The 24,036-nt window shown below is 66.4% G+C and carries 23 protein-coding genes; 10 read left to right on the top strand and 13 right to left on the bottom strand.

The genetic code is table 11. The features are described from left to right. Window positions 1-37: 37 nt before the first annotated feature. Together hisG and ACOZ4H_RS01270 are read right to left on the bottom strand one after the other, a co-directional pair. Window positions 38-886 carry an ATP phosphoribosyltransferase gene (hisG, locus tag ACOZ4H_RS01275; RefSeq protein WP_424327613.1) on the bottom strand — a complete coding sequence of 283 codons (849 nt, stop codon included), beginning with the start codon at window positions 884-886 and terminating at the stop codon, window positions 38-40. 66 nt (window positions 887-952) lie between these two features. Further along, the gene (locus ACOZ4H_RS01270) at window positions 953-2,095 is read right to left on the bottom strand and encodes an MFS transporter (protein WP_424330321.1); all 1,143 of its coding nucleotides are present in this window, start codon (window positions 2,093-2,095) and stop codon (window positions 953-955) included. A 213-nt stretch (window positions 2,096-2,308) separates the two neighbouring features. On the opposite strand from ACOZ4H_RS01270, the gene ACOZ4H_RS01265 reads away from it, so the two are divergent. From ACOZ4H_RS01265 to ACOZ4H_RS01255, 3 genes are all read left to right on the top strand, one after another. After that, on the top strand, window positions 2,309-3,607 hold the full coding sequence (locus ACOZ4H_RS01265) for an amidohydrolase (RefSeq protein WP_424327612.1): 1,299 nt from the start codon (window positions 2,309-2,311) through the stop codon (window positions 3,605-3,607). 139 nt (window positions 3,608-3,746) lie between these two features. Further along, window positions 3,747-4,694, top strand: a complete 948-nt coding sequence (locus tag ACOZ4H_RS01260) for a hypothetical protein (RefSeq protein ID WP_424327611.1) — start codon at window positions 3,747-3,749, stop codon at window positions 4,692-4,694. A gap of 44 nt (window positions 4,695-4,738) precedes the next feature. Continuing rightward, window positions 4,739-6,016, top strand: coding sequence for an adenosylhomocysteinase (locus ACOZ4H_RS01255; RefSeq protein ID WP_424327610.1), 1,278 nt, complete (start codon window positions 4,739-4,741; stop codon window positions 6,014-6,016). A 339-nt stretch (window positions 6,017-6,355) separates the two neighbouring features. Here ACOZ4H_RS01255 and ACOZ4H_RS01250 read toward each other — a convergent pair whose 3' ends face one another. Next, a complete protein-coding gene (locus ACOZ4H_RS01250) occupies window positions 6,356-6,508 on the bottom strand; it encodes a DUF7331 family protein (protein ID WP_424327609.1) in 153 nt (50 codons plus the stop codon). Window positions 6,509-6,800: 292 nt separating this feature from the next. On the opposite strand from ACOZ4H_RS01250, the gene priL reads away from it, so the two are divergent. Further along, a complete protein-coding gene (gene priL / locus ACOZ4H_RS01245) occupies window positions 6,801-7,877 on the top strand; it encodes a DNA primase regulatory subunit PriL (protein WP_424327608.1) in 1,077 nt (358 codons plus the stop codon). Here priL and ACOZ4H_RS01240 read toward each other — a convergent pair. Further along, window positions 7,874-8,083: a DUF7472 family protein gene (locus tag ACOZ4H_RS01240; RefSeq protein WP_424327607.1), complete on the bottom strand. Its 210-nt coding sequence runs from the start codon at window positions 8,081-8,083 to the stop codon at window positions 7,874-7,876. The two genes, priL and ACOZ4H_RS01240, sit on opposite strands and share 4 nt — an antisense overlap. Window positions 8,084-8,212: 129 nt before the next feature. Between ACOZ4H_RS01240 and ACOZ4H_RS01235 the strand changes: the two genes are divergently transcribed. Then, the gene (locus tag ACOZ4H_RS01235) at window positions 8,213-8,860 is read left to right on the top strand and encodes an SWIM zinc finger family protein (RefSeq protein ID WP_424327606.1); all 648 of its coding nucleotides are present in this window, start codon (window positions 8,213-8,215) and stop codon (window positions 8,858-8,860) included. 18 nt (window positions 8,861-8,878) lie between these two features. Here the strand turns inward: ACOZ4H_RS01235 and hjc are convergent, their stop codons facing one another. Then, the gene (gene hjc, locus ACOZ4H_RS01230) at window positions 8,879-9,397 is read right to left on the bottom strand and encodes a Holliday junction resolvase Hjc (RefSeq protein WP_424327605.1); all 519 of its coding nucleotides are present in this window, start codon (window positions 9,395-9,397) and stop codon (window positions 8,879-8,881) included. A gap of 195 nt (window positions 9,398-9,592) precedes the next feature. On the opposite strand from hjc, the gene ACOZ4H_RS01225 reads away from it, so the two are divergent. Beyond that, complete coding sequence (locus ACOZ4H_RS01225) at window positions 9,593-10,525, top strand: DUF4382 domain-containing protein (protein ID WP_424327604.1); 933 nt, start codon at window positions 9,593-9,595, stop codon at window positions 10,523-10,525. Window positions 10,526-10,532: 7 nt separating this feature from the next. Here the strand turns inward: ACOZ4H_RS01225 and ACOZ4H_RS01220 are convergent, their stop codons facing one another. From ACOZ4H_RS01220 to nirK, 4 genes are all read right to left on the bottom strand, one after another. Then, window positions 10,533-11,150: a DUF7139 domain-containing protein gene (locus tag ACOZ4H_RS01220; RefSeq protein WP_424327603.1), complete on the bottom strand. Its 618-nt coding sequence runs from the start codon at window positions 11,148-11,150 to the stop codon at window positions 10,533-10,535. Between the two features lie 36 nt (window positions 11,151-11,186). Further along, the gene (locus tag ACOZ4H_RS01215; RefSeq protein WP_424327602.1) at window positions 11,187-12,083 is read right to left on the bottom strand and encodes an alpha/beta fold hydrolase; all 897 of its coding nucleotides are present in this window, start codon (window positions 12,081-12,083) and stop codon (window positions 11,187-11,189) included. A 6-nt stretch (window positions 12,084-12,089) separates the two neighbouring features. Then, window positions 12,090-12,833 (bottom strand): DNA polymerase sliding clamp, encoded by a 744-nt coding sequence (locus ACOZ4H_RS01210; protein ID WP_007187874.1) that lies wholly within the window; start codon window positions 12,831-12,833, stop codon window positions 12,090-12,092. Window positions 12,834-12,997: 164 nt separating this feature from the next. Then, window positions 12,998-14,089, bottom strand: coding sequence for a copper-containing nitrite reductase (gene nirK / locus ACOZ4H_RS01205; RefSeq protein ID WP_424327601.1), 1,092 nt, complete (start codon window positions 14,087-14,089; stop codon window positions 12,998-13,000). A 313-nt stretch (window positions 14,090-14,402) separates the two neighbouring features. On the opposite strand from nirK, the gene ACOZ4H_RS01200 reads away from it, so the two are divergent. After that, complete coding sequence (locus ACOZ4H_RS01200) at window positions 14,403-15,194, top strand: 23S rRNA (uridine(2552)-2'-O)-methyltransferase (protein WP_424327600.1); 792 nt, start codon at window positions 14,403-14,405, stop codon at window positions 15,192-15,194. Window positions 15,195-15,212: 18 nt separating this feature from the next. Here the strand turns inward: ACOZ4H_RS01200 and ACOZ4H_RS01195 are convergent, their stop codons facing one another. The 3 genes from ACOZ4H_RS01195 to ACOZ4H_RS01185 form a co-directional block, all read right to left on the bottom strand. Continuing rightward, the gene (locus tag ACOZ4H_RS01195) at window positions 15,213-15,911 is read right to left on the bottom strand and encodes a queuosine precursor transporter (protein ID WP_424327599.1); all 699 of its coding nucleotides are present in this window, start codon (window positions 15,909-15,911) and stop codon (window positions 15,213-15,215) included. After that, on the bottom strand, window positions 15,901-16,077 hold the full coding sequence (locus ACOZ4H_RS01190; protein WP_424327598.1) for a ribbon-helix-helix domain-containing protein: 177 nt from the start codon (window positions 16,075-16,077) through the stop codon (window positions 15,901-15,903). The genes ACOZ4H_RS01195 and ACOZ4H_RS01190 overlap by 11 nt, the downstream gene beginning before the upstream one ends. Window positions 16,078-16,380: 303 nt before the next feature. Next, complete coding sequence (locus ACOZ4H_RS01185; RefSeq protein ID WP_424327597.1) at window positions 16,381-18,567, bottom strand: twin-arginine translocase subunit TatC; 2,187 nt, start codon at window positions 18,565-18,567, stop codon at window positions 16,381-16,383. Between the two features lie 104 nt (window positions 18,568-18,671). Here ACOZ4H_RS01185 and ACOZ4H_RS01180 point away from each other — a divergent pair, with 104 nt between their 5' ends. Together ACOZ4H_RS01180 and ACOZ4H_RS01175 are read left to right on the top strand one after the other, a co-directional pair. Next, on the top strand, window positions 18,672-20,291 hold the full coding sequence (locus ACOZ4H_RS01180; RefSeq protein ID WP_424327596.1) for a twin-arginine translocase subunit TatC: 1,620 nt from the start codon (window positions 18,672-18,674) through the stop codon (window positions 20,289-20,291). Window position 20,292: 1 nt separating this feature from the next. Beyond that, complete coding sequence (locus tag ACOZ4H_RS01175; protein WP_424327595.1) at window positions 20,293-20,922, top strand: histidine phosphatase family protein; 630 nt, start codon at window positions 20,293-20,295, stop codon at window positions 20,920-20,922. Between the two features lie 11 nt (window positions 20,923-20,933). Here the strand turns inward: ACOZ4H_RS01175 and larE are convergent, their stop codons facing one another. Beyond that, window positions 20,934-21,815, bottom strand: coding sequence for an ATP-dependent sacrificial sulfur transferase LarE (gene larE, locus ACOZ4H_RS01170; RefSeq protein ID WP_424327594.1), 882 nt, complete (start codon window positions 21,813-21,815; stop codon window positions 20,934-20,936). Window positions 21,816-21,956: 141 nt separating this feature from the next. Between larE and ACOZ4H_RS01165 the strand changes: the two genes are divergently transcribed. Continuing rightward, window positions 21,957-24,017 (top strand): helix-hairpin-helix domain-containing protein, encoded by a 2,061-nt coding sequence (locus ACOZ4H_RS01165; protein WP_424327593.1) that lies wholly within the window; start codon window positions 21,957-21,959, stop codon window positions 24,015-24,017. Window positions 24,018-24,036: the final 19 nt, after the last annotated feature.

Below are 24,036 nucleotides of genomic sequence, written 5' to 3'. Positions count from 1 at the left end.
GAAAGCGCGCGTGGAGAGGGGGTGACGGAAAAAGGTACTATTCGACTAGGCGTTCTATTTCTGTCACGAGGATATCGCTCGCGCCCACGTCCTTGAGCGAACTGATGGTTTCGAAGACGGCGCGCTCCTCCACGACGGCGTGGACCGCCAATTGGTCGGAGCCGGCGATGTCCATCACGGTGGGGCCGCCCATGCCCGGAAGCACGTCTTTCACGTCGTCGAGGGCGTCCTCGGGGGCGTTCATCATCAGATAGCGTTTGTCCTCGGCGGCGAGGACGGAGCCAAGCGCGGTGTCGACCTGCTGGACTTTCTCGTCCTCGGCGGTGTCCTCGCGGGCGAACAGCCGGACGGAGCTTTCGAGCACGTCGTCGACGACGGCCAGGCGATTCATCCGGAGCGTGGTCCCGGTCGAGGTGATGTCGACGATGCCGTCGGCGATGTCGACGTGGGGTGTGAGTTCCGTCGCGCCGGACACCTCGGTCACGTCGACAGCCACGTCGACCCGGTCGAAGTAGCGCCGAGTGATGGTCGGGAACTCCGTGGCGATGCGACCGCCATCGAAGTCGTAGACGGTCTCGATATCGCTGTCCTCCGGCGCAGCGAGGACGAGTCGACAGCGGCCGAACTCCAGGTCGCGCAGTTCGACGAGGTCGTCGGCGTCGGACTCCCGGACCTGGTCGAGGCCGGTGATACCCACGTCGGCAGCGCCGTCCGCCACGTACTCGGGGATGTCGGCGGCACGGGCGTACAGGACGGTCACGTCCGGGTCGACGGTGTCGGCGTGTAGCTGCCGGTCGGCCCCGTCGATCAGGTGGAGGCCGGCCCGTTCGAGCAGTTCCTCGCTTGGTTCGTGCAGGCGGCCCTTGTTGGGGACGGCGATTCGCATACGCCTACTGGCAGGCCGCGGGGCAACTGTCTTTCCCCTCGCGCCGAGGGCCTGTGTGCGGTCCCGTCACACCCTGTTCCGACGCGGCAGGGTAACGAAGACGCCCGCGGCCAGCAGCGTCAGCCCGGCCAGCCCGTAGAACGCGAGGGCGAACAGGCCGCGGTCGGCGAGCAGGCCCACGGCCGTCGAGCCGAGCGAACTGACCGCGAAGAAGGCGGTCCGGAGCAGCCCCCAGCCGGTGCCCTCGGCGGCGTCCGGCAGCGTGTCGACGATGTAGGCGTTGGCCAGCGGGCCGGCGCTCATCCGAATCCCGATAGCGCCGGAGACGACGGCCAGCGGAAGCAGGCCCTCGACGGACGGAACGAGCGCGAGCGGGACGGTGCTGACCAGCGCGACGCCGGTCAGGACGATCGGCGTTCCGTACCGGTCGGCCAGCCGCCCGGTGACTGTCTGGGAGAGCGCGCCGCCGACGAACAGTACCGAGAGGAGTGCGCCGGCAGTACCCTGTGAGAGGCCCCGGACCGAGACCAGATACGTCGTGAGAAACGCCGTCACGGCCTGGAAGACGAACAGCATGAGCGTCTCGCCGGAGACCGATAGCACGAGCGGGCGGTTGCGAAAGCTGGTGACGACCGTCCGGAGGTCCCGCCGGAGGCTCCGCTCGGACTCGACGGTCGGGCGGTCCGAGACTGACAGCCAGAGCGCGCCGGCGACGAGCAGGAACAGCGGGGCGACGCTGGCGAGCGCCAGCCGCCAGCCGTAGCGGGTCGTGACGAACGCGGCAACCGCGGGCAGGGCGGCCGCCCCGAGGGAGCCGGCGGCCATCACGACGCCGAAGGCGGTCCCCTCGCGGGCGTCGAACGTCCGCGAGAGGGCTGTCCCGCGGGTCGGGCCGTACAGCCCCGTCCCGAGCCCGAACGCGCCCGTTGCGACGAGGAACAGCGAGAACACCGGCGCGAGGAAGTAGCCAAACAGTCCGACCCCCGACAGCAGCGCGGCGGCCACCAGCAGCGTCCGCTCGCCGACCCGGTCGATGAGGACGCCGGCGGGGAACTGCATCGCCGCGTACGTGAGCCAGAGCACCGTGACTGCGAGCCCGGCCTGGGCGTTCGAGACGACGAACTCCTCGCGTATCGTCGGCAGAATGGCCGGGACGACGAAGCGCATCCCGAGGACGAGGAACCAGCCGGCGGCGACGGCGAGCAACATCCGAGCCGGGCTTCCGTGTCGCATGGCGCTGATCCGCTGTCGGATGCGCTCTGCCGTCGCCATGTTCTTGACCTTCCGGACGCGCCGGAACGGAAAGACCCCTGCGGAACAGGCACTGATTCGGCGGTGACACTGTTTATCGGCGTGGCAACACGCCACACAGCGGCGCTGTGGACCCGGCGAACTAAGACCCGCGGTTGCGAAGCCATCGCCATGAGCGAACTCCTCGTCACCGGCGGGCAGGTCCTCCGGCCGGACCTGTCCGTCGAGCGTGCGGACGTACTGGTTTCACAGGACAGCGGCGACATCGTTGCCGTTGACGAACCGGGCGCACTGGACGGCGACGACGAACTCGACGCCAGCGACGGGCTGGTCATTCCCGGGCTGGTCAACGCCCACACCCACGTCGCCATGACGCTGCTGCGCGGCCTCGCGGACGACAAGCCCCTCGACGCCTGGCTGCAGGAGGACGTCTGGCCCGTCGAGGCGGAACTGACCGCCGAGGACATCCGGGCTGGAGCGGAACTGGGACTCGTCGAGATGATTCGGTCGGGGACAACGGCGTTGTCGGATATGTACTTCGAGGTCGAGGAGATCGCCGAGGCCGTCGACCAGGCCGGTATGCGGGCGGTGCTCGGGTTCACCGCGGTCACGGTCGGCAAGGACGACGAGGGCGCACGGGCGGACCTGCAGGAGAGCCTCGACGTGGCCCGGAAACTCGACGGCGCGGCCGACGGTCGCGTTCGGACGACGTTCCAGCCGCACTCGCTGACGACCGTCGGCGAGGGATACCTGCGGGAGTTCGTCCCGAAGGCTCTCGACGACGACCTTTCGATCCACCTGCACGCCAACGAGACACGCGACGAGGTGACGCCCATCGTGGACGAGCACGGACAGCGTCCGCTCGCCTACGCAGACGACGTCGACCTGCTGGAGGGCGACACCTATGTCGCCCACGGCGTCCACGTTGACGACAGCGAGATCGACCTGCTCGCCGAGACCGACACTGGCGTCGCCCACTGCCCGGCCTCGAACATGAAACTCGCCAGCGGGATGGCCCCAGTTCAGGACCTGCTGGACGCAGGCGTCACCGTCGGCATCGGGACCGACGGCGCGGCCTCGAACAACGACCTCGACATGTTCGACGAGATGCGCGACGCGGCGATGCTCGGCAAGCTGGCGGCCGACGACGCCAGCGCGGTCGACGCCGGGACCGTCGTGGAGATGGCGACCGCAAACGGCGCGGCGCTGCTCGGCTTCGACAGCGGCCGCATCGAGGCCGGCGCGAACGCGGACCTGGCCGTCATCGACCTCGACGCCCCCCACCTGACGCCGGCCCACGACCTCGTTTCGCACCTAGCGTACGCCGTCCGCGGGAGCGACGTGCGCCACACGGTCTGTGACGGCGAGGTGCTGATGCGCGACCGCACGGTCGAGGTGTTCGACGAGCAGGCCGTCCGCGAACGAGCGAGCGAGCACGCGGCCGCGCTGGTCGAACGGGCCGGCGACTGACAGATCCGGAATAAACGCTGAAAACCCGTCTTAAACGATATAACTACATCTCGGGCGGTGTTGTCGATTCTGCGAACGACGTGAACGAGTTGAACGGGAGGGGGTGTTTATCGCTCTCTCAGCGAACGTATCGGGTACGATGCGCACCAGACTCTTCGCACTGTACGCCGCTGTCGGACTGACCCTGCTGGCCGTCGGTCCGGGCCTGGCGGCCGCTGCGGACTCGGCCGGCAACACCGACGCGGGGAACACTCTCGCAGTCGGTGTCTCACAGGCCGACGACGGCAGCGCGACGGTAACAGTCACACAGAACGAGACGGGCGTCGAGAACGCCTCTGTCGCCGTGGAGACGGCTGACAACGCTTCCTACGCCGGAACCGGAACCTACGCGACCGACAGCGACGGGACGGTCGGACTGCCCGCGCCCGAGCAGAATGTGACGGTCGACGTGACGGCGACGGCCGACAATCACACCGCGTCGACGACGGCGGAGCTGACCGTCGCGTCGATGAACGCCACCAACATGACCGAGTTCGACACCTTCGGACTCGAAGTGTCGGCCTACGTCAGCGACCTGTTGAGCGACGAGAACCGGACCGGCGGCATCGGTCCGGCCGTCGCCAGCTTCGTGACAGCGAACAACCCCGGCAACGCGCCGGACCACGCCGGCCCGCCGGCACACGTCACCGGTGAGAACGAGTCCGACGACAACGAGACCCACCCCAGCGAGCGACAGGGGCCGCCGGCCGACATCTTCGGTGACGACGAGAACGAGACCGAAGACGAAAACGAGACAGACGACCGACGCGGCCCACCCGAAGATCGCGGCCCGGACCGCGATGACGACGATGACGAGAACGAGACGGACGACGACCGCCGCGGCCCCCCGGAAGACGCTGGCCCGGATCGCGATGACGACGCCGAGAACGAGACCGAAGACGAAAACGAGACCGAGGAGCCGGAAGACGAAACCGAAGAACCGGACGATGGGGACGACGGTGACGATGACTCCGATAGCGACGACGATGACGACGGCGACCGCGGCCGACCGGACGACGCCGGCCCGCCGGACGAGCGCGGTAACTGAGCGGCTTCGGTAGCGTTTTAGGAACTCTCTTCCTCTGTCGTGACATGACGACGCCTATTTCCGAGCGACTTGCCGACCTCGACGAGGCTCGCGATTCCGGCCGCCGTAAGATGGACTGGGCCGTCCAGCACATGCCCATCTGCGGCGCGCTCCGCGAGCAGTTCGAGGCCGACCAACCCTTCGCCGGCGAACGCATTGGCATGGCGATGCACGTCGAAGCCAAGACCGCAGTTCTTGCCGAACTGCTGGCTATCGGCGGTGCGGAGGTCGCCATCACCGGCTGTAACCCCCTCTCGACGCACGACGACGTGAGCGCCGCCCTCGACGATGTCGACGGCGTCACCTCCTACGCCGAGCGCGGCGTCGACGACGAAGAGTACTACGAGGCCATCGAGGCCGTCATCGGCCACAAGCCGACCATCACCGTCGACGACGGGATGGACCTCGTCGCGGCCATCCACGAGGACTACCCGGAACTCATCGACACCATCGTCGGCGGCGCGGAGGAGACGACGACCGGCGTCCACCGACTGCGCGCGATGGACGAGGACGGCGAACTCGACTACCCCGTGTTCGCGGTCAACGACACGCCGATGAAGCGCCTGTTCGACAACGTCCACGGCACCGGCGAGTCCTCGCTTGCCTCGATTGCCATGACGACGAACCTCTCGTGGGCCGGCAAGACCGTCGTGGTCGCCGGCTACGGCTACTGCGGCAAGGGCGTCGCGAAGAAGGCCGCCGGACAGAACGCCGACGTGATCGTCACCGAGGTCGAGCCCCGCCGCGCGCTCGAAGCGCACATGGAGGGCTACGACGTGAAGCCGATGGCCGAGGCCGCCGCCGAGGGCGACGTGTTCATCACGACCACCGGCAACCGCGACGTCATCGTCGAGGAACACTTCGAAGCGATGCAGGACGGCGTCCTGCTGGCTAACGCCGGCCACTTCGACGTGGAGGTCGACCTCGACGCGCTGTCGGACCTCGCCGCCGACACCTACGAATCTCGGGACGGCGTCCGGACCTACGAGATGGCCGACGGTCGACGCCTGAACGTGCTGGCCGAGGGCCGGCTGGTCAACCTTGCGACCCCTATCGCGCTGGGCCACCCTGTCGAGGTGATGGACCAGAGCTTCGGTATCCAGGCAGTCTGCGTCCGCGAACTGGTCGAGAACGCCGAGGACTACGAGGCCGGCGTCCACGCCGTTCCGGACCGACTGGACAAGGAGGTCGCGGAGATCAAACTGGAGGCCGAGGGCGTCGACTTCGACTCGCTGACGGACGCCCAGGCCGAGTATATGGATTCCTGGCAGCACGGGACGTAGGGAGATCCCGAGCGGAGCGAGGGGTCTCCAAACTACGAGCGGGGAGGAACGACCCGCGAGCAGTAGCGAGATTCTGAGCGGAGCGAAGAATCCCGTCTCGGAACGGGGAGCGAAGCGACCCGTGGAGGACATAGAGTGGTTCGAGCGAAGCGGAGACCGCCTTTCAGTCGAACGGCGAAGCCGTGGGACGTAGGGAGGCCTCCAATATCCGAGCGGGGCGACCCGCGAGCAGTAGCGAATGCTCCGTGCCGGTCAAAATCTCAAACTAGTCTGCACGCCCTGCAATTCCTGCAAAAATCACCGCGCAGACCTATCAGCGGGCGAAAAGCGACACGGAACTCACTCCCGAACGTCGACGGTGACCGTTGATTGAATCCAGGCCGACGGGTTCTCGGGGTCGCCGATGTGGGCGACTGTGTCTACGCCGACATCGTACTCTTCGAAGGTTGCTCTGATACCATCCCGTGATTCGGTGTCGTGCTCGTGTGTCATCGGTGTGCTCCGTGTCTCGTTTGGCAGTTACCTCGTCGGGGATGACTGCACCGGCCCAGTCCGCTGACCGAACCGAGTGCAGTCGCCGACCCGCGTCCTTACCACACTTTGTCAGTCGGGGCTGGCAGGTATCCGCTTGTCTACTAGCTGTATTCACTCGCCGCCGGTCCGGGTCTATGTGTATAGCCCCACAACATGGTTGCCCCCGTCTCTCGGACCGACTGTCGGGAATCCGACACCGACCGTCGCGGTGACGGCAATTTTATTCGCTCCCATCCGAAAGGTGGTGGCAATGGAACCGCTCCACGCACGCTACCCCTTTCTGGCGCGGTCGCGGGAGGCCGTCGAAGCCGCGGCGGTGGATCTAGGTGAGATTGTCGCCACGGACGAGGCGGTCACGGCGCGCGCGCTGGAGCGGGTCGAATCGGCAATCACGGACGGCACTGTCGGGGAGCCACACCGGCGGACCCGCGTCGAACTCCTGTCGTACCCGGTCGCCCGCGTACTGGTGTCGCTCGTCGACGTGCACATCTGCACCCGGAAGTACGCACAGGCGGAGGCCGAGGCGGCCTACGAGCGGTTCACCGAGGAGTTCGCGACGACGACGGAACTGAAATCGACCCAGCGCGAGACGCTGGACCGCGAGGAACTGCTCGCGGAGTTCGACCTCGCAAGTGCCGTCAGCGACACTGGTGACGGCTACCGCGTCGAGGTCGGCGCGTATCTCGACCTGGCGGCCGACCAGCGGGGCGATTCCTGGCGGCTGGTCAACCGGCCGCTGGCCGACGGGCAGGTGACCGTCACCGCCGAGGAACTGAACGTCCTGCTGAAACAGGCGATCCGCCATCGGGTCACCGACGGCTTGCCGTTCGACGTGCCCGACGCTATCGCGGACGAACTGACCGAGGAGGTCGCGCGCCTGGAGGAAGTCCTCTCGGAACTGGAACTCACCCGCGAGATCGACACCGTCGTCCCCGAACTGTTCCCACCCTGCATGAAGTCGCTCCTCGATCAGGTGCAGAAGGGCGAGCACCTCGAACACCACTCCCGGTTTGCCATCGCGACCTTCCTCATCGGCATCGGGATGACGACGGACGAAATCGTCGATCTCTTTCAGGTCAATCCCGGCTTCGGCGAGGAAGCCACCCGCTACCAGGTCGACCACATCCGCGGGGAGACCAGCCCGACGGAGTACTCGACGCCGGCGTGTTCGACCATGCAGTCCTACGGCGACTGTGTCAACATGGACGACCTCTGTGAGACGATTTCCCACCCGATGGGCTACTACGAGCAGAAGTTAGACGACACCGACGAGGAGGAACTGGTCGACTGGCGCGAGGACGAGGGCGACGAAGAGGCCGACGCCTAGAACTGCTGGCGTTCGAGCCAGAGGCCGGCGCCGGTCATAAACACGACGAACAGCCCGATTGCGCCGATGAGCGCGTAGCCGCCCATTGCCTCTGAGCTTGATCCGTCCAGATGCATCTGTGAGACGGTAACGGTCGTGCCGATGAACAGCACGACGGCGACCGCCGAGATGACGATTTGCAGGAGCGTCTCCCGCTCGATATCCATGTCCTGCGGTTTCACAGGGCCGGCAAAAAGGGTATCGAAGCGCCGGAGCCGCCTGGCCGAGCCATTTAGGTCCGTGTAGCACCTACGTTTCAACTGGACGCATTGGAAAATACAGCCGCGTCCGCACCTATGACGCTCATCGAGCCAGCAGCTGACCGGCAGCATACCGCACTTGCACCGGACCTCCGTTCCCTCCCGGACCGGGCCGCCCGCGCCTGGACCGAGCGCATGGCCGTGCGCCCGCGAGCGGGCAGCACGTACGCCGTGACGACGGAGAGCGACAGCACGTACCTCGTCGACATCGCACAGCACTCCTGCTCCTGTCCCGACAACCGCATCCGCGGCGAGCACTGCAAACACCTCCGGCGCGTCGCCATCGAGATCACCGCGCGGCGGGTCGCGCCGCCCGGCAAGGAGCGGGCGACCTGTGACGCCTGTGGCACCGTCACCTTCGTCGCCCCGGACGCACAGACGCCGCATCTCTGTGGGCGCTGTCGGCTAGAAACCGGCGACATCGTGCGGGACCGCGAGACGGGCGACAGACTCGTCGTGACGGCCGTCACCGACACGCCAGCCGACGACTGGACCATCGAGGCGACGGGCGAGAAAGTCGCCGACTACGACACCAACGATGGCTACCCATCCGACGACCTCGTTGTGCTGGTGACGTATCTCTCGGACGCTGTCCGCGCGACCGACCCGCGAGAGTACGCCTTTCCCCTGTCGCGGCTCCGCCGCGTCGAGGACGCCGAACTCGTCAGCGGTGGGGCCCAGTAATCAAACGCCTGCGAACCGCTATTCCAGCATCGCCGCGGCTTCCTCCTTGTCGAGGTCGCCGCGCTCGAAGGCCGACAGCACGTCCAGCACGCTCTGGTCGGGGCCGTCGTCGGCCACCTCGTCCAGCGTGACCTTCTCGGAGTGGCCCACGAACTCCTGGAAGTCCGTTCCGTCCGAGAGGGCTTTCTCCTTCTTGACGCGGTAGTTGCCGCCGTCTGTCGTGTGGAGGTCCGCCGGGTGGAAGAAGTACCAGTCCTCGCGGTCGAACCGGACGCCGATACGCGGCTTCGCGCCGAAGTTCCGGGCGAAAAACAGCAGTGCCTCGACCTCCTCGCCGGTGAGATAGATGGGGTCGCCGGCGCTGGATTTCGCCTCGATAGCGTAGAACGTCTCGCCGTCGCCCGAGAGCACGTCCGGCAGTTCCCGCTCGGTCGCGCTGCCGCTCGCCGGCGCGCGCATCACCGCAAAGCCCGCCTCGTCGAGTGCGTTGACCAGTTCGCGCTCGCGGCGGTCGCCCTTGGCGTTCGAGTTTGCCATTATCAGGACGTGGTGCGACGGGGGTAAAACCGTTCAGATACAGCCAGACCGTTCATTCCGTTCAAACGGACGTACATCGATTTGACCTATCGCGGGGCATATACGCGCCAGTACCATCCCACGTCATGGAATGAGTACGTACGTAACAGCGGAGACAGCATCGACAGCGACGACAGCACAGATGGGGCGCGGCCGATGAGACGACGACGGTTCATCGCCACGAGCGCTGGCGTCGGGGTCGGCCTCCTCGCCGGGTGTTCCGGGTCGAACGATTCCGGCGGGTCCGACGGGTCCATTGGCGACGGGACTAGTACTGACGACACCAGCGACGGCGACACCACGATGGACGACGGCGGCGCGGTCGGTGCGTTCCGGCTTCTCATCAGCGACCAGCCCGCGGCCATCGGCGATTTCGACTCGCTCGACGTGTCGTTCTCGCGAACCCGCATCTTCCACGCGGGCGAGAGTGAGGATACCGAAAGCGAGGACGAAACCGAGACCGAAACCACGGAAACGGCCACCGCCGAAGCGACCGAGACGGCCGAGGCGACTGAGACAGAGACAGAAGAAATGGCCGATGGGGATGAAGACGACGAAGATGAGGCGGAAGACGATGAAGAGATGGCCAACGAGGACGGCGACGACAACAGCGGCTTCGTCGTCCGTGAACTCGACGGCGCGACCGTCGACCTCACTGAGGTCGTCGGCGACAAGGCCATCAGCGTCCTCGACGGCGAACTCGAGGAGGGCCGCTACAGCAAGATCGAACTGTACGCCGAATCGGTCGACGGCGTCGTCGACGGCGAGTCCGTCGACGTAAAGATACCGAGCGAGAAGCTCCAGATCACCAAGTCGTTCGAGGTCGTCGCCGGCGAATCGGTCGACTTCGTCTTCGATATCAACGTCGTCAAGAAGGGCAACGGCGGCTACAACCTCCTGCCTGTCATCTCGAAAAGCGGCGTCGCTGGCACGGACGTCGATGTCGAGGAAGTTGGTGAGGACGAGACGGAAGACGCGGCCGACGATGACGAGGAGACCGAAGTCGAGACGACGGAAATCGAGGAAACGGATCGCGACTCGATGACCGAGTCGGACCAGCGCGGCAACGAAACGACGGCTGCCGAGTAGCGCCCAGTTACCCTTCGTCTTCGATTCGCGACTCCAGTTCCTGAATGACCTCGTCGGTCGTGCCGCCGTCGCCGCGAACCGCCTGCGTGTAGCGCTTGTATTCTTTGGGAGACACCTGGACAGTCTTGGTCTCGCCTTTGTGCGAAATTTCCAGTTTGACGGTGCCGTGCGGGTCGTTTCGGCGGCGGAAGCTCGCCATCGCCGTGAAAACGAACCAGAACGCCACACAGGACCCGATGAAGTACGCCATCGTCGTTTCGAACGCCAGCGTCTGTTCGCCGACCGTCCAGTTGTAGGGATACGCCACCTGGAACAGCCCGATGCCGACCAGACAGAGGAACGCGCCGACGGCGACGCCGCTCTGTTCCCGGCGGCTCGAGGGGAGCACGGCGACGACACTCAGGAACATCGCGGGGATGCCAAGACCGCCCAGCGTCCCACCGAGTTTCTCGGCGGCGTGGGGTTCAGTTGCGCCGACGACTGCCGACAGCGGGGTCGTCACCAGGAGTATCGCCACGATAACTGCCAGCGCGCCGACGAACCCCAGGGCCGCACCGGCAACGACGCGGCGGAGGTCGCGCCCCTCCCAGCGCCGGTTGTCGTACGCGTCCCCGAGGTTCTCCATACCGGCCCGTTGGCACCCGACCCACAAAACGGTACGTCAGACGCGCGTGCGACGCTGTACGGCGGCCAGCGCGTCGTCGCCGGCAGTTGTCAGCGTGCCGAGGTGGTCGCTGTCGACGCGTTCGAGCGAGGCGTCCGGAAGCCGCCGAGCGAGGGCTTTCCCCGTCGATGGTGCGACGTTAGCGTCCTCTTGCCCCTGGAACACCGTCACCGGAACGGCCACGTCTTCGAGGGCGAACGGCCACGACTGCGAGAGGAGTCGCTGCTCGCGGATGATTCCGCTCGGACCGCGTGCCATCGCGGTGAGCATGTCTGCACGGACGATCCGGGCCACCTCGTCGGCGGCCAGGGCGTCCGTCTCCGGCGCTTCTTCGGCGACGAATCCGACAGCGTACGACGGGTCCCGGCGGACGGCGAACCACCGCTGCAGCCGGAAGAGACGGCCGAGCGCCCACGGGGCGTGCCGGGATAGCGTGCCCACGAACTGCTGGACGCGTCCGGTCGAACCAATGTCGGGAGGGCCGCTGGAGCCGACGAGCGCGACGCGTTCTATTTCGGGCAGTCGATGACAGGCCAGCGCGAACGGACCGCCGCCGGAGAAGCCGATGGCACCGGCTGCGTCAATGTCGAGATGGGACAGGAGATGTGCGGCGTCGTCCGGCCAGTCCTTGATACTGACTGGGGCGTCCTCTGAGTTCCCGATACCCGGCCGGTCCGGGGCGATGAGGGACACGCCGCGCTCACGGGCCGGTGCGGCGAGCAGCCGTGCGATGACGTGTGAGCCCGGCGTGCCGTGGCAGAAGAGAACCGGATACCCGTCGTCGTCGCCGTAGGTGGCATAAGCCATCCGCCGACCGTCAGGAAGCGAGAGCGATTCCGTCTCGGAATCGTCAGGCAGCCAGTCGGTGGCCGGAATCGGCGGCGCGGACGCCATCCGTCGTTATTCGCTCTGGATGCGCGGCGCGAGCATGTACGTGACTCGACCCTGCCCCTCGGCGAAGCTGAAGTGCATCTTGACGGGGAACTCCTCGCCGAGTTCCATCTCGACCTCGGCGTCCTTCGGGATGGCCTTGTTCATGTTCTTCAGGTAATCCAGCGAGAACAGCGAGTGGGCGTCCCCGGGTGTGAGGTCGATGAGGTCGTCGCGGGTGAGTTCGAGGTGGACATCGTCCGTGTCGCCCTCGGCGTCCACGTAGAACAGCTCATCGGTCGCGTCGACACCCAGCGCGATGTGGTCGCTGACCATGTCCGCGGCGGTGACCGATCGGTCGATGTCTTTCCCCTCGATGACGATATTCGCCGAGAGGTCCAGGTCCGGGAGGTCGGGTTCCTGGCGGATGGAGTCGGGGTCGATCAGTGCGAGGGTGTATTCGAGACCGTCGATAGAGATGTGGAGTTTCCGCGTCTCCTCGTCCAGATCGAGGTGGACGAGCTGGCCGGCGTCGGCCATGCCGGCGATGTCTTCGAGGCGGGAGAGATTGACGCCGATGAGTCCACCGTCAGTCTCGTAGGACTCGAACGCCGCCGCGTCGAGCCGCAGGTCGACCATTCCAACGTTTGCCGGGTCGACTGCCCGGATTTCCAGCCCGTCTTCTTCGAGGTGGATCTTGCACTCGTCCACCAGCACGCTCACAGAGTCGAGAGTCGCCTGGAGCGTATCTGCGCTCACGATGGCGTTGAACATCTTGAACCGGACTATGCCCCCATCCATTAAAAAGTCCCTCATTGAAACCGCGTGCGCGCGAGCGACCGCGGGCAGCGCGGCGACGGTTGCGAGCGAGTCCGTATATCGAGTAATCGAGCACCAGCGCGAGAAGGCAGTTCGGGAGCACTCCTACGCCGAAGCGGTCAGGCCTCCGGGTTGAACACCTCGGGGTTCGCCGCCCCTTCGCGGTTGATGACGGCCATCATGCCCTTTCGGGCGACCCGGGAGAGCGCGTGGTCGACCAGCTTGATCGGGCCGGGCACCTCGGCGTGGAGGGTCGCGATGGCACAAGACCCGGGCTTGACCGGCGTGGTCTGGACGTACTTGTTCGGCGGCCCGGCGATAGACCCTTGTTGCCAGACCTCGTCCCAGACGGACCCGATGGGGTGGAAACTGGAATCGAGGTTCGGGCCGCCGGTCACGAAGTACACGCGGGCGGTGTCGCCGACCGACATGCTCGGCGAACCGTGTCGATCCGGCGTGATGGCGTACTTCTCGCCGTTCATCAGGACGTACGTCGGCTCTTCGGCCGCCATCGCCTCCATGTCGAAGTCGTGGTGCCCCTTCTCGCCGGTGTCGCCGGTGGTGTACAGCTCGTGCTGGCCGAAGTAGAACTCGTGGTCTACTTCGGGGAGCCCCTCTTTCGGCTCGACGAGTATCATCCCGAACATCCCCGAGGAGATGTGCATATCGAGGTTCGGGACGGCGCAGTGGTAGATGAACGCGCCGGGGTAGGTGGCCTTGAACCGGAACGTCTTGGTCTGGCCCGGCGTGACCATCGACGCCTCAGCACCGCCACCAGGGCCGCGGACGGCGTGGAGGTCGATGTTGTGGGGCATCGAGTTCCCTTCCTCGTTCGTGATGGTGAGTTCGACGGTGTCGCCCCGGCGAACCCGGATCATCGGGCCGGGAATCTGGTCGCCGAACGTCATGTAGGTGTAGGTGACGCCCGGCTCGACCTCTGCGACCTGCTCTTTGGTAGTCATCTCGACCGACACGGTCTTTGGCTCCGACCGGTCGATGGGGGCCGGGATTGCGGTCGGGTCCGCGGCAATACGGTCAACGTCGGTCTGTTGTGCGGCGTTCATAGCTGGCTCCTGTGGGGTCGTCTCCGTCTCCGCCTCGGTCGACTGCTTTTGTGCGCCCGGCGCGCTGGCACAGCCCGCAAGCGCGGCCGTGCCGACGCCCAAGGCTTCTAACACCCGCCTCCGCGTCGTCGTCGGAATGTTTGACATTGGGAGGTCACTTCCTACAGATTGGATTCAGTGCGTGACAGGTATATACTAGAACGCACAATCTCAGCCGCTGAGACGTGTTCTTGCTCGGTAAGAACGGTACTGAACGTGTTCGGCTTGACGGTAAAGCACGTAGCCATGACCTCGACGCTTACCCTGATTGTCCGTTCCGACACCGACCGGCGTCCGTCATGCAGTGACTCGACCGGAAGCCCCGAGTCGGCATCCATTTCAGCGCTGACCGTCTTCGTAGTACTATGACTACGATTTCGCCAGGTCTCGGCACTGAAGACACACGCGGTGTGAGGTAAAAATGTCGGGAAAAGACGACTACTACAACAGAGCGAAACAGGAGGGCTATCGAGCTCGCTCGGCCTACAAGCTCCAGCAGCTAGACGAGACGGCCGGCCTCCTCGGTGAGGGGCGGACCGTCGTCGACCTCGGGGCCGCCCCCGGCGGCTGGATGCAGGTCGCGGCAGAGCGGATCGGCGAGCGCGGGACGCTGGTCGGTGTCGACCGCCAGACCATCGACGAGTTAGCGGACCCCGAACCGACCGTCGAGTACGTCCGCGGCGACATGACCGAGGACAGCACGAAAGACGAAATCCGCGAGATTGTCGGAGAGAGCGACGGCAGCGGCGGCCCGGTCGACGTGGTCATCTCCGACATGGCCCCGAACATGACCGGCCAGTACGACCTCGACCACGCCCGGTCGGTCCACCTGGTCCGGCAGGCCTTCGAGGTTGCGACGGACCTGCTCGACGCCGGCGGGGACTTCTGTGCGAAGGTGTTCGACGGGCAGGACCTCGATGACCTCATCGCCGACATCGAACCGGAGTTCGAGTACGTCCGCGAGGTCCGCCCCGACGCCTCCCGTGACTCCTCCTCGGAGCTGTATCTGGTGGCGAAACATCGTCTGACTGCACCGGTCCGCGAGGGCGACATCGTGGAGGTCACCATCGACGACATCGGCGAGGAGGGCGACGGTATCGCCAAGGTCGAGAACTTCACCGTGTTCGTCAGCGGCGTCGAGGACGGCGAAACAGTCGAGGTTCGCGTCGACGACGTGAAGCCCCGGTACGCGTTCGCCGAACCGGTCGAGTAAGCCGCTGGCAGCCGTTTTTCAGTCGGCCCGTGCTGGGGTCGGGGCGATGCCGTTCCGCCGAGCGAAGCCGACGACAGCGTAGACGAACGGCGTGTCGAGGACGGCGATAGCGAGTTTTAGCAGGTACTGGCCGACGATGAGCGCCAGTGCCTCTCCCGGCGGGACGCCCTGAAACAGGACGAAGCCGACGCCGACGAAGATGACCGTATCGATAAGCTGACTGGAGGCTGTCGAACCGATGTTGCGGAGCCAGAGCTTCTCGCCGTCGGTTCGGTCCCGAAGCCAGTGGAAGACGAACACGTCCCAGTTCTGGCTCACGACGTAGGCCGACAGGCTGGCGACGACGATAGCCGTGCTGGCCCCGAGGACGTTCCGGAAGGCGGCGAGGTCGACCGGCTGGGCCGCCTGGGGCAGGCCGGGCGCGAGAATCGTGCTCCAGACCAGCGCCAGCAGGACGAAGTTCATGGCGAAGCCCACGTTGACGACGACCGTCGCGGCCCGGCGGCCGTACAGTTCGGCGTAGCAGTCGGAGGCGAAGAACGTCAGCGCGTACGCCAGCGCGGCCCCGGGCAGAACGAGCGTCGACCCGGCAAGGGGGAACGAGAACGGCAGCGAGAACGCGAGCAGCTTCGAGGCGGTCACCTGTGAGGTGACCAGCGCTGTCACGAACAGCGCAACGAGGCCGACACGCACAGTGTCAGAACGCTCACTGCTCATCGTCGAGCCGGCCCTGGCGTTCGTCGATGTCGTCGAGCATGTCGAGCGTTTTTCGCACCGAGGCGCGGATGGCCTCGCTCCGGTTGACGAACTTCCCGTCTTCGCCGACGTGCTTGTCGAGGTCGTTCAGGAGTTCGGCCGGGACTTCGACGCTTATTTTGGGCATATCTGAAGAATATATCAGGGGTAAGCATATGTACTGTGGTTCGACGGCTGTCTGTACTCACACAGGCGGTATACGCCGGTATGACTGTCTGAATCGTTTTGTTTTGTAGCTGTTGTTGTGGAACATACACGCAGATTGAAGCGCTGAGCAGCGTTCGAGTGTATCCTGCTGGCGGTCGGACTCGTAGGCCGTATTCGTGGTGATCGCGCCGTTACCGGCCGCTACGAGTCCCCTCGTGTGTTCCGTGACCGCGACGACAGCGTAATCATCGTCGAGTAAGATTCCAAGCGTCCGTGGCTGCGGTCAGTCAGCCGGTTCGCTGCGGCGGTTCGTCGTCCGCCGGCCGCCGAGCGTGTACACCCAGAGGATGCCGAGGCCGAGCATGTACGCCAGCGCAGTCGGGATGCCGACGATGAACATCGTGAAGATGCCGCTGGGCGAGAGAATCGCCGAGAGAGCGACGATGGCGATGACGACCTCCCGCCAGCGCTCGTACATCAGCCGGAACGGGATGATGCCGCCCTTGTGGAACAGGAACATCGTCACCGGGATCTCCGCCAGCAGGCCGATTCCGATGGTGAGGAAGAACACGAGCCAGCCGAACTTGCTCACGCGGTAGGCGATGACCATGTTCGAGTTCAGCTGGTCGTAGGCGATCCAGGAGATGGTCATCGGGGCCACGTAGAGGAAGCCGAGCAGACTCCCGCCGATGAGCGCGGCGAACAGCGTCCCGCCCCAGAGGCCCAGGATGTTGCGGTTGCCGATGACGAGGCCGCGCTCACGCATCGCCGGCCACGCGAAGTACAGCACCACGGGGATGACCGACACGGCCCCCAGGATGGTCGAGAACTTGACGATGAACACCAGGTGCTCGACGGGGTGGAGCGTGACGATGCTCACGTCGGCGGCCATCTCTGGCGGGAGCCGGCTGACGAACGTCCGCTGTATCGACCCGATGCCGCCCTGGTAGAGGAACAGGAACGCGGCGGCGAGCACCGCTCCGAAGATCCCCAGAATCACGAACGCCCGGGAGGCCAGCGCGCTGAGGATGAACTGGATGTCGTAGTAGTAGCCGCCGATCTCGTCCTCGGTGGTCTCGTCCTCGGTGAAGGCGTCGACCATGCCGGCGGTCGTCGAGGTGAACACGCCCGCGTCTTCCTCGTCCGCTTCGGCGGTCCCGTCCGCGTCGTCGCCGCCCTCCGGGTCCTCCTCGTGGACCATGTCCCAGCGGTTGAGCACCGCCTGTGCCTTCTCCTCGTCGTCGTTCGCCAGGGCGGTGTCGGCGTGGGCCAGCGCCTCATGTTCGGCCATCTCCTCGAACACTTCCGGCGGAGCGACCTCAACCGCAGAGGCGTTGAGTTCCCCGATGTCGATAGCCGCCGGGTCGCCGACCTGGCCGGGACCGGCCTTCTCAGAGAGGGCAGTCAGGACGTGGTAGTAGAGGACGACGACAGCGCCGATGACACCGAACACGGCGGCGAGAAGCAGCGCCGTGCTCTCGACGGGGAGTCCGAACAGCGCCGGGGGCTGGATGTCGGCGGTGAGTCGGTCGGAGGGGAACACCTCGGCGAACCGCTGGATGTACTGGAACGCCGGCGTCGCCAGGAAGTAGTACACCACGCCGCCGCCCAGCACTGCACCGCCGAGAATCGTGTTCCAGTGCCCGCGGGCGACGCTCCGCGTGCTTACCAGATCACCGGAGCGACGGACCAGCATCGCAAGCTTCGCCAGCGCGAGGCTGATGCCGTAGAGGCCACACAGCGGCGCGGCCCACATAATCTGGGTGAAGGGGTCCGGCGGCGAGAACAGCGCGCCGAAGGCGAAAATCCCCATCACCGCGTAGCGCCACTTGTCCCGGAACGTCTCGTAGGGGACGATTTCGGTGTAGGAAAGCACCGTCATCACGAGCGGCAACTGGGCGGCGAGTCCGAAGGAGACGGCCAGCAGGAAGACGAACTGGAACCACTTGACGATGGAGTACTGGGGCGTGAAGCCGGCCTTGAACGCGTCCCCGGCGAGGAAGTTGAACATCAGCGGGAAGAACAGTTCGTAGGCGTAAGCCACGCCGCCGAAAAACAGACCTAAGCTAATCGTGACGAACAGCGCGCCCTTCCAGGTCGGGATGTGCTCGGCCGGCCACCAGCCGCGCTGGCGGAGTCCGTCGCGGCCGAAGTAGATCAACAGCGGCAACGACATGAGAATCCCGATGACGGCCCCGATTTTCACCTGGAGGAGGATGACGTCGAAGGGCGTGACCGCGACGATGCTCGTGGCCTCCTGCGTGGTGAGGTCCATCTGCGAATACAGGAGATCGGCGCGTAGCGTGTCCCAGACGCCGTACTGCAGTCCCATGATCGTGCCGATCATCCCGATGACGAAGACGATGAACACCTTCTGGAGGTGCACCTGCGCCGAGCGGAGCATCGCGCCGAGCGTGGCGCGCCCGCTCTGAACCGTCTGGACGGTGTCCTCGTCGATAGCACTCGCCATCTTCTCTGTGCCTAGCCCAGTGGGCGTTATCAATTTATTCATCCCGGTGACGGTCACTGCTCGAAAAGAAAGTTTACAACACCCACCGTCTAAGCCCGGAACAGATGGAGGACGGTGACGCAGACGACGAGCGGCGCGGGTCCGAAGAGCCGCCACTGCCGTCCGACGACGAGTCCGACGATTCGTCGATCCCCACCGACCCCGTGGCCGAGGCCGACGCCAATCGGGAGACGGACGAAGTAACGGGCCCCGGTCCAGCGCCGGCCGGCGGTGACGAGGACACTGTTGGCTCTCACGCCGCCCCAATCGAATCCGAATCCAACGCCGGGCTGTTCGACCGGGACGCGTCGGACGTTGCCGCCGCTGTGCCGGCGGACGTTCCGACCGACTGGGGCAAGTCGACGCCGTCACCGGCTGGTGCCGGCGGTTCCGCGCCGACGACCGGCGGCGGGAACGCACCGAGCTACGACCCGGACGCCGACATCGTCGACGAGGGCGCACCCGACGACGAGGAGATGCCGCTGGCCGACCACGTCGAGGAGATGGCGATGCGGCTGTTCGTCGTCGTCGGCGTGATGGCTGTCGTCGCCGTCATCGCTCTACCGTACTCCGACGAACTCATCAATTTCCTGTGGTACTCCTTCCTCGACGGGCCAGCCGAGGCCTGCGGACAGGTCGCGACGAATGCCGACGGCAGCGTCGTCGAGGGCGCTGACTGTCCGAACGTGTACAACCCGCTCGCGCTCATTCTGGCGCGGCTGAAAGTATCCTCGTTAGTCGGCTTCATCGCCGCCTTGCCGGTGTTCGTCTACCAGACCTACCTGTTCATGCGGCCGGGGCTGTACCCCCGCGAACGACGTTACTACCTCGCGGCAGTCCCGACCAGTCTGGTCCTCGCAGCCGTCGGCGTCGGCTTCGCGTACTTCGCCGTGCTGCGGGCGATGTTCGACTACTTCATCACCTACTCCGACCGCGCGGCCGACCTGGCCTTCGGCCTGAGCGAGACGTTCAACCTCATCATCCTGATGCTCGGGCTGTTCGCGCTCATCTTCCAGATTCCGCTGTTCGTGATGCTCGCGGTGATGATGGGCGTGACGACGCGCCAGTGGCTCCAGGACCGGCGGCTGTACTTCTGGGGTGGTTTCGCCGCCGTGGCGTTCCTGTTCAGCCCGGACCCGACCGGGATGGCCCCGCTCATGGTCGCCGTGACGATGATCGGGCTGTTCGAGGGGACCTTGCTGCTCCTCCGCTGGACCGGCAGCACGTCCCCGGTCCCGACAGCGGACGACCTCGCTACGCGCCGTCCGGTCGCGTGGCTGACTGCCGGTATCGCCGGCTACCTGCTCAGCCCCGCGCCGGTCCCGACGGGCTACTACGAGCGGCTTCCGGCCACCGTCACCGAGACGCTGGCTGCGGTCGGCCTCGGGAACGCCACGCCGATGCTCGTCGGCGGCGGGATGATCGTCCTGTTCGAGGCGCTAGCCTACGTGAACAAGAACTACTACGGCTCTGTCAAACTCTGGCGCGGGTTCCGGGCTGCCCGTCTGCCGGTGTGGGCCGTCGCCATAGTCGTCGGCTACCTCGGCAGCCCCGACCCGACGCTGTTCCGCCTCGTGAACCAGTTCAGCCTCCCGCGAAACGCCGCAATCGCTGTCGCCGCCGGCCTCGTACTCCTCTACGAGGGGACCATCGCCGTCGCGCGCTGGCGAAACCGGGAGGGATAACATGGGGACGCTGCTCGTGGCCCGGCACGGCGAGACGACCTGGAACCGCGACGGGCGCATCCAGGGGTGGGCCCCGAGTCGGCTGACCGACCAGGGACAGGAGCAGGCCACGGCGCTCGGGGCGTGGCTCGACGACCGCTACAGCGTCGACCGCGTCTTCGCCTCGGACCTCCGGCGCACCCGTGAGACGGCTGCCGCGGTCGGTGACGGCTACGGCGGCCTGCCCGACCCCGAGTTCGATACCGACTGGCGCGAGCGCGGCTTCGGCACCGTGCAGGGTCTGTACGCCGACGAACTGCTCGATGAGTTCCCCGACCACGACCGGGACGCGAGCGTCATCTCGCTCGATGCGGCCCCGGAGGGCGGCGAGGGCATTCCGACCTTCCGCGGGCGGGTCGAGTCGGCGTGGGACCGAGCGATGGCGACCACCGACGCCGGCGAGACGACGCTGGTGGTCACCCACGGCGGCGTGATCAAGGTCCTGCTGGCGAAGCTCACGGACAGAGACCCGGACGCGGCGCTGGCCGAACACTCACAGGCGAACTGCGCGGTCAACGAAGTCCGACTCGACGGGGACGGCCCGGAACTGGTCGGCGAAGAGATGACTGCGTGGCGGACGTTGCTGGACTGAGTGGTCTTCTCTCAGTCGACGGACGGGTAATCGGCGTCGAAGACGTTGCTGACCACGTCCTCAGTCTCTTCTTCGGCTGATTCTTCCGTCTCGGGACTCACACTGCCAGTTTCGTATCCGTGAAGATCGAGCGTCACGTGGTCGAAGCCGCAGTCTTCGATGTGGTCGCGGGCGGTGCGGACGAAGTCGGGGTCGAGCGCGGTTTCGAGCTCTTCCTCGCCGACCTCGATGCGGGCGAGGCCGTCGTGGTCGCGCACGCGGAACTGCTCGAAGCCCCACGTCCGCAGGAGACGTTCAGCCTTCTCGACGCGGGAGAGGCGTTCCTCCGTGACTTCGAGGCCGGTCGGAATCCGCGAGGAGAGACACGCCATCGAGGGCTTGTCGGCGACCGAGAGGTCGTACTCGCGGGCGATCTCGCGGACCTCGGACTTCTCGATGTCGTGTTCCAGCAGCGGGGAGTAGGCGTCCAGTTCCTCGACGGCGCGCAGGCCGGGGCGGTGGCCCTCGCCCACGTCGGAGGCGTTCGTCCCGTCACACACCACGTCGATGCCGAGTTCGCGGGCGCGGTCGTACATCGCGCCCAGCCGCATCGACCGGCAGTGGTAACACCGCATGTCGTCGTTCTGAATGAACTCCTCGCTGTCGAGTTCGGAGAACTCCACGATCTCGTGACGGATGCCGATCTCCTCGGCGACGCGGGTAGCGTCGGTAAGCTCGGCAGCGGGGAGCGTCTCGGACTTGGCGGTACAGGCGATGGCGTCGTCGCCGAGGGCGTCGTGAGCCAGCGCGGCGACGACACTCGAATCGACACCACCGGAGAAGGCGATCAGCACGCCGTCTCGCGATTCGAGGTCTTCGCGGGCGGCCGCTAGCTTCTCCGAAACAGCAGACATGGGATTTCCTTCTCGGTGGAGCGCAAAAACGCCTTCGCGTTCGGTGTTCGGCTGACGGGCCGAAACGGTGTCGACCGCTCACTCCGTCGCCGGCGGCGCTGGCGACGGGTTTTTTCTCGCTGGCGTCGAATGAGCGGGCAGATGGAGCTCGAATCGGTTCCGGGCGTCGGGGCGAAGACAGCCGCGGCGCTCCGGGAGCTAGACGACCCGGAGGCGGCGCTCCGGGACGGCGACGTGGCGTCGCTCGCACGCGCACCGGGTATCAGCGAGGGTCGGGCCGCCCGCATCGCTCGCGGCGCGATCAGGGCCGAACACGACGACCCCGGTGGGTTCACCGCGACGAAACGCGCCCGGGAAATCCACGAGGACGCGCTGGCACTGCTGACCGACCGGACGGTGACCGACTACGCCGCGAAGCGGCTGGCGACGATCTATCCCAGCGGCGTCCGCAGTCGCATCGAGGAGGTCCGGGCGTTCGCCGAGTCGGCGATGGCCCGCGAGCCCGATCCAGCCGTTCTCGACGCCCTCTCGGCCGTCGAACCGCTTTCTGAACCCGGCGACGTGCGGGTCCGTGACCGCTGTCTGGCGACCCGCGACGCCGAACGGTACGCCGACGCGCAGGCAGCGATTCCGGAGGTCAGCGTCGAAGTCGTCGACGACGCCCGCCAGCTGGCCGAGCTCGCCCGCTCGTACTCGACGGTCGTCGCGCTTGACGAGGCCTTCGCCGGCGTCGACGTTGAGGGCGACGTGCGGGTGGAACCGAACGCGCTCGAAGAGCCCGAATCCGTCGTGCCCGAACGCGTGCTCACCTTCTTCGCTCGCAACCGCGACCGGATACGGGCCGCCGCCGAGGTCCACCGCGTCGCCGACCTCGACGCGCCGTGTGACCTGGAGACGCTCCTGTCGGCGCTCGACCAGCTCGACGAGGACGGGAGCGTCAGCGGCGACGAGGAGCTCGACCGCCTCGCCACCGCCGTCGACGACCTCGATGCGGCGGTGTCGACCGCCGAGAGCGTCGCCAACGACCACCTCCGCGAGGCCATCGAGGAGCAGGACGTGACCATCGAGGGGACGGACCTGCTGTCGCTGGTCGAGCGCGGCGCGGGCGTCGATTCGCTGCTCCAGCGGGAACTGGCCGACGAGTACGCCGACGCCGTCGAGAAGGCCCGCGACCACCTCGTCGACGCGCTGGCGCTCCGGGACATGGAGGCGACGGCACGACGGGCGTTTCCAGACGAGCCCGCCTATCCCGTCGAACACAGCGAGGATGTCGTTGCCCGTCTCCGCGAGGAACTGACCGCCGCGCGAGACCAGCGCGCCACCCGCCGGAAGCGGGAGCTGGCCGACGACCTCGCCGAGATTCGCGAGGAGGCCGCCGCCCTGGTCGATGCCGCGCTGGAACTCGACGTGGAGCTGGCGATCGCCCGCTTCGCCGCGGACTTCGACTGCACGATACCGGAGCTGACCGAGTCCGAGGGCGTCGCCATCGAGGGCGGGCGCTCGCCGCTGCTTGACGTTCCCTTCGACGAGGTCGAGCCCGTCGACTACGCCGTCGAGGGCGTGACGGTCCTCTCGGGGGTCAACAGCGGCGGCAAGACATCGACGCTGGACCTCGTGGCGCTGGTGACGACGCTAGCGCACATGGGCCTGCCCGTTCCCGCGGAGGCGGCCCAAGTCGGGCGGATTTCCGAACTCCACTACCACGCCAAGACCCAGGGGACGCTGGACGCCGGCGCATTCGAGGCCACGCTCCGGGAGTTCGGGGATCTGGTCGCCGACGTGGACCATCGGTCGCCGGCGGCAGCGGACGGGAACGGAACGGAGGCGGACGGCGACGGGCCAGCGGCCGGGACCGACGACCGCCCGGTGATGGTGCTTGTCGACGAACTCGAATCGATCACCGAGCCCGGTGCCAGCGCGAAGATCATGGCCGGCATCCTCGAAGCGCTGGGCGAACGGCAGGCCACGGCGATTTTCGTCTCCCACCTCGCACGCGACATCCGCGAGGCCGCCGAGACCGACATCAGCATCGACGGCATCGAAGCCAAGGGGCTGGAAAACGGCGAACTGCGGGTCGAGCGCTCACCGGTGAAGGGAAAGCTCGCCCGGTCGACGCCGGAACTCATCGTCGAGAAGCTCGCCGACGACGGTGCCGACGATGCCGATGGGTTCTACGGCGACTTACTCGGGAAGTTCGAGTAGCCGAGACGCCGCGTACCTG

The organism is Haloarcula amylolytica (genome assembly GCF_049705545.1).
GTDB classification, from domain to species: Archaea; Halobacteriota; Halobacteria; order Halobacteriales; family Haloarculaceae; genus Haloarcula; species Haloarcula amylolytica_B.
The sequence above is the reverse complement of the archived record's forward strand: the minus strand, read 5'-3'. Positions and strand labels throughout refer to the sequence as shown.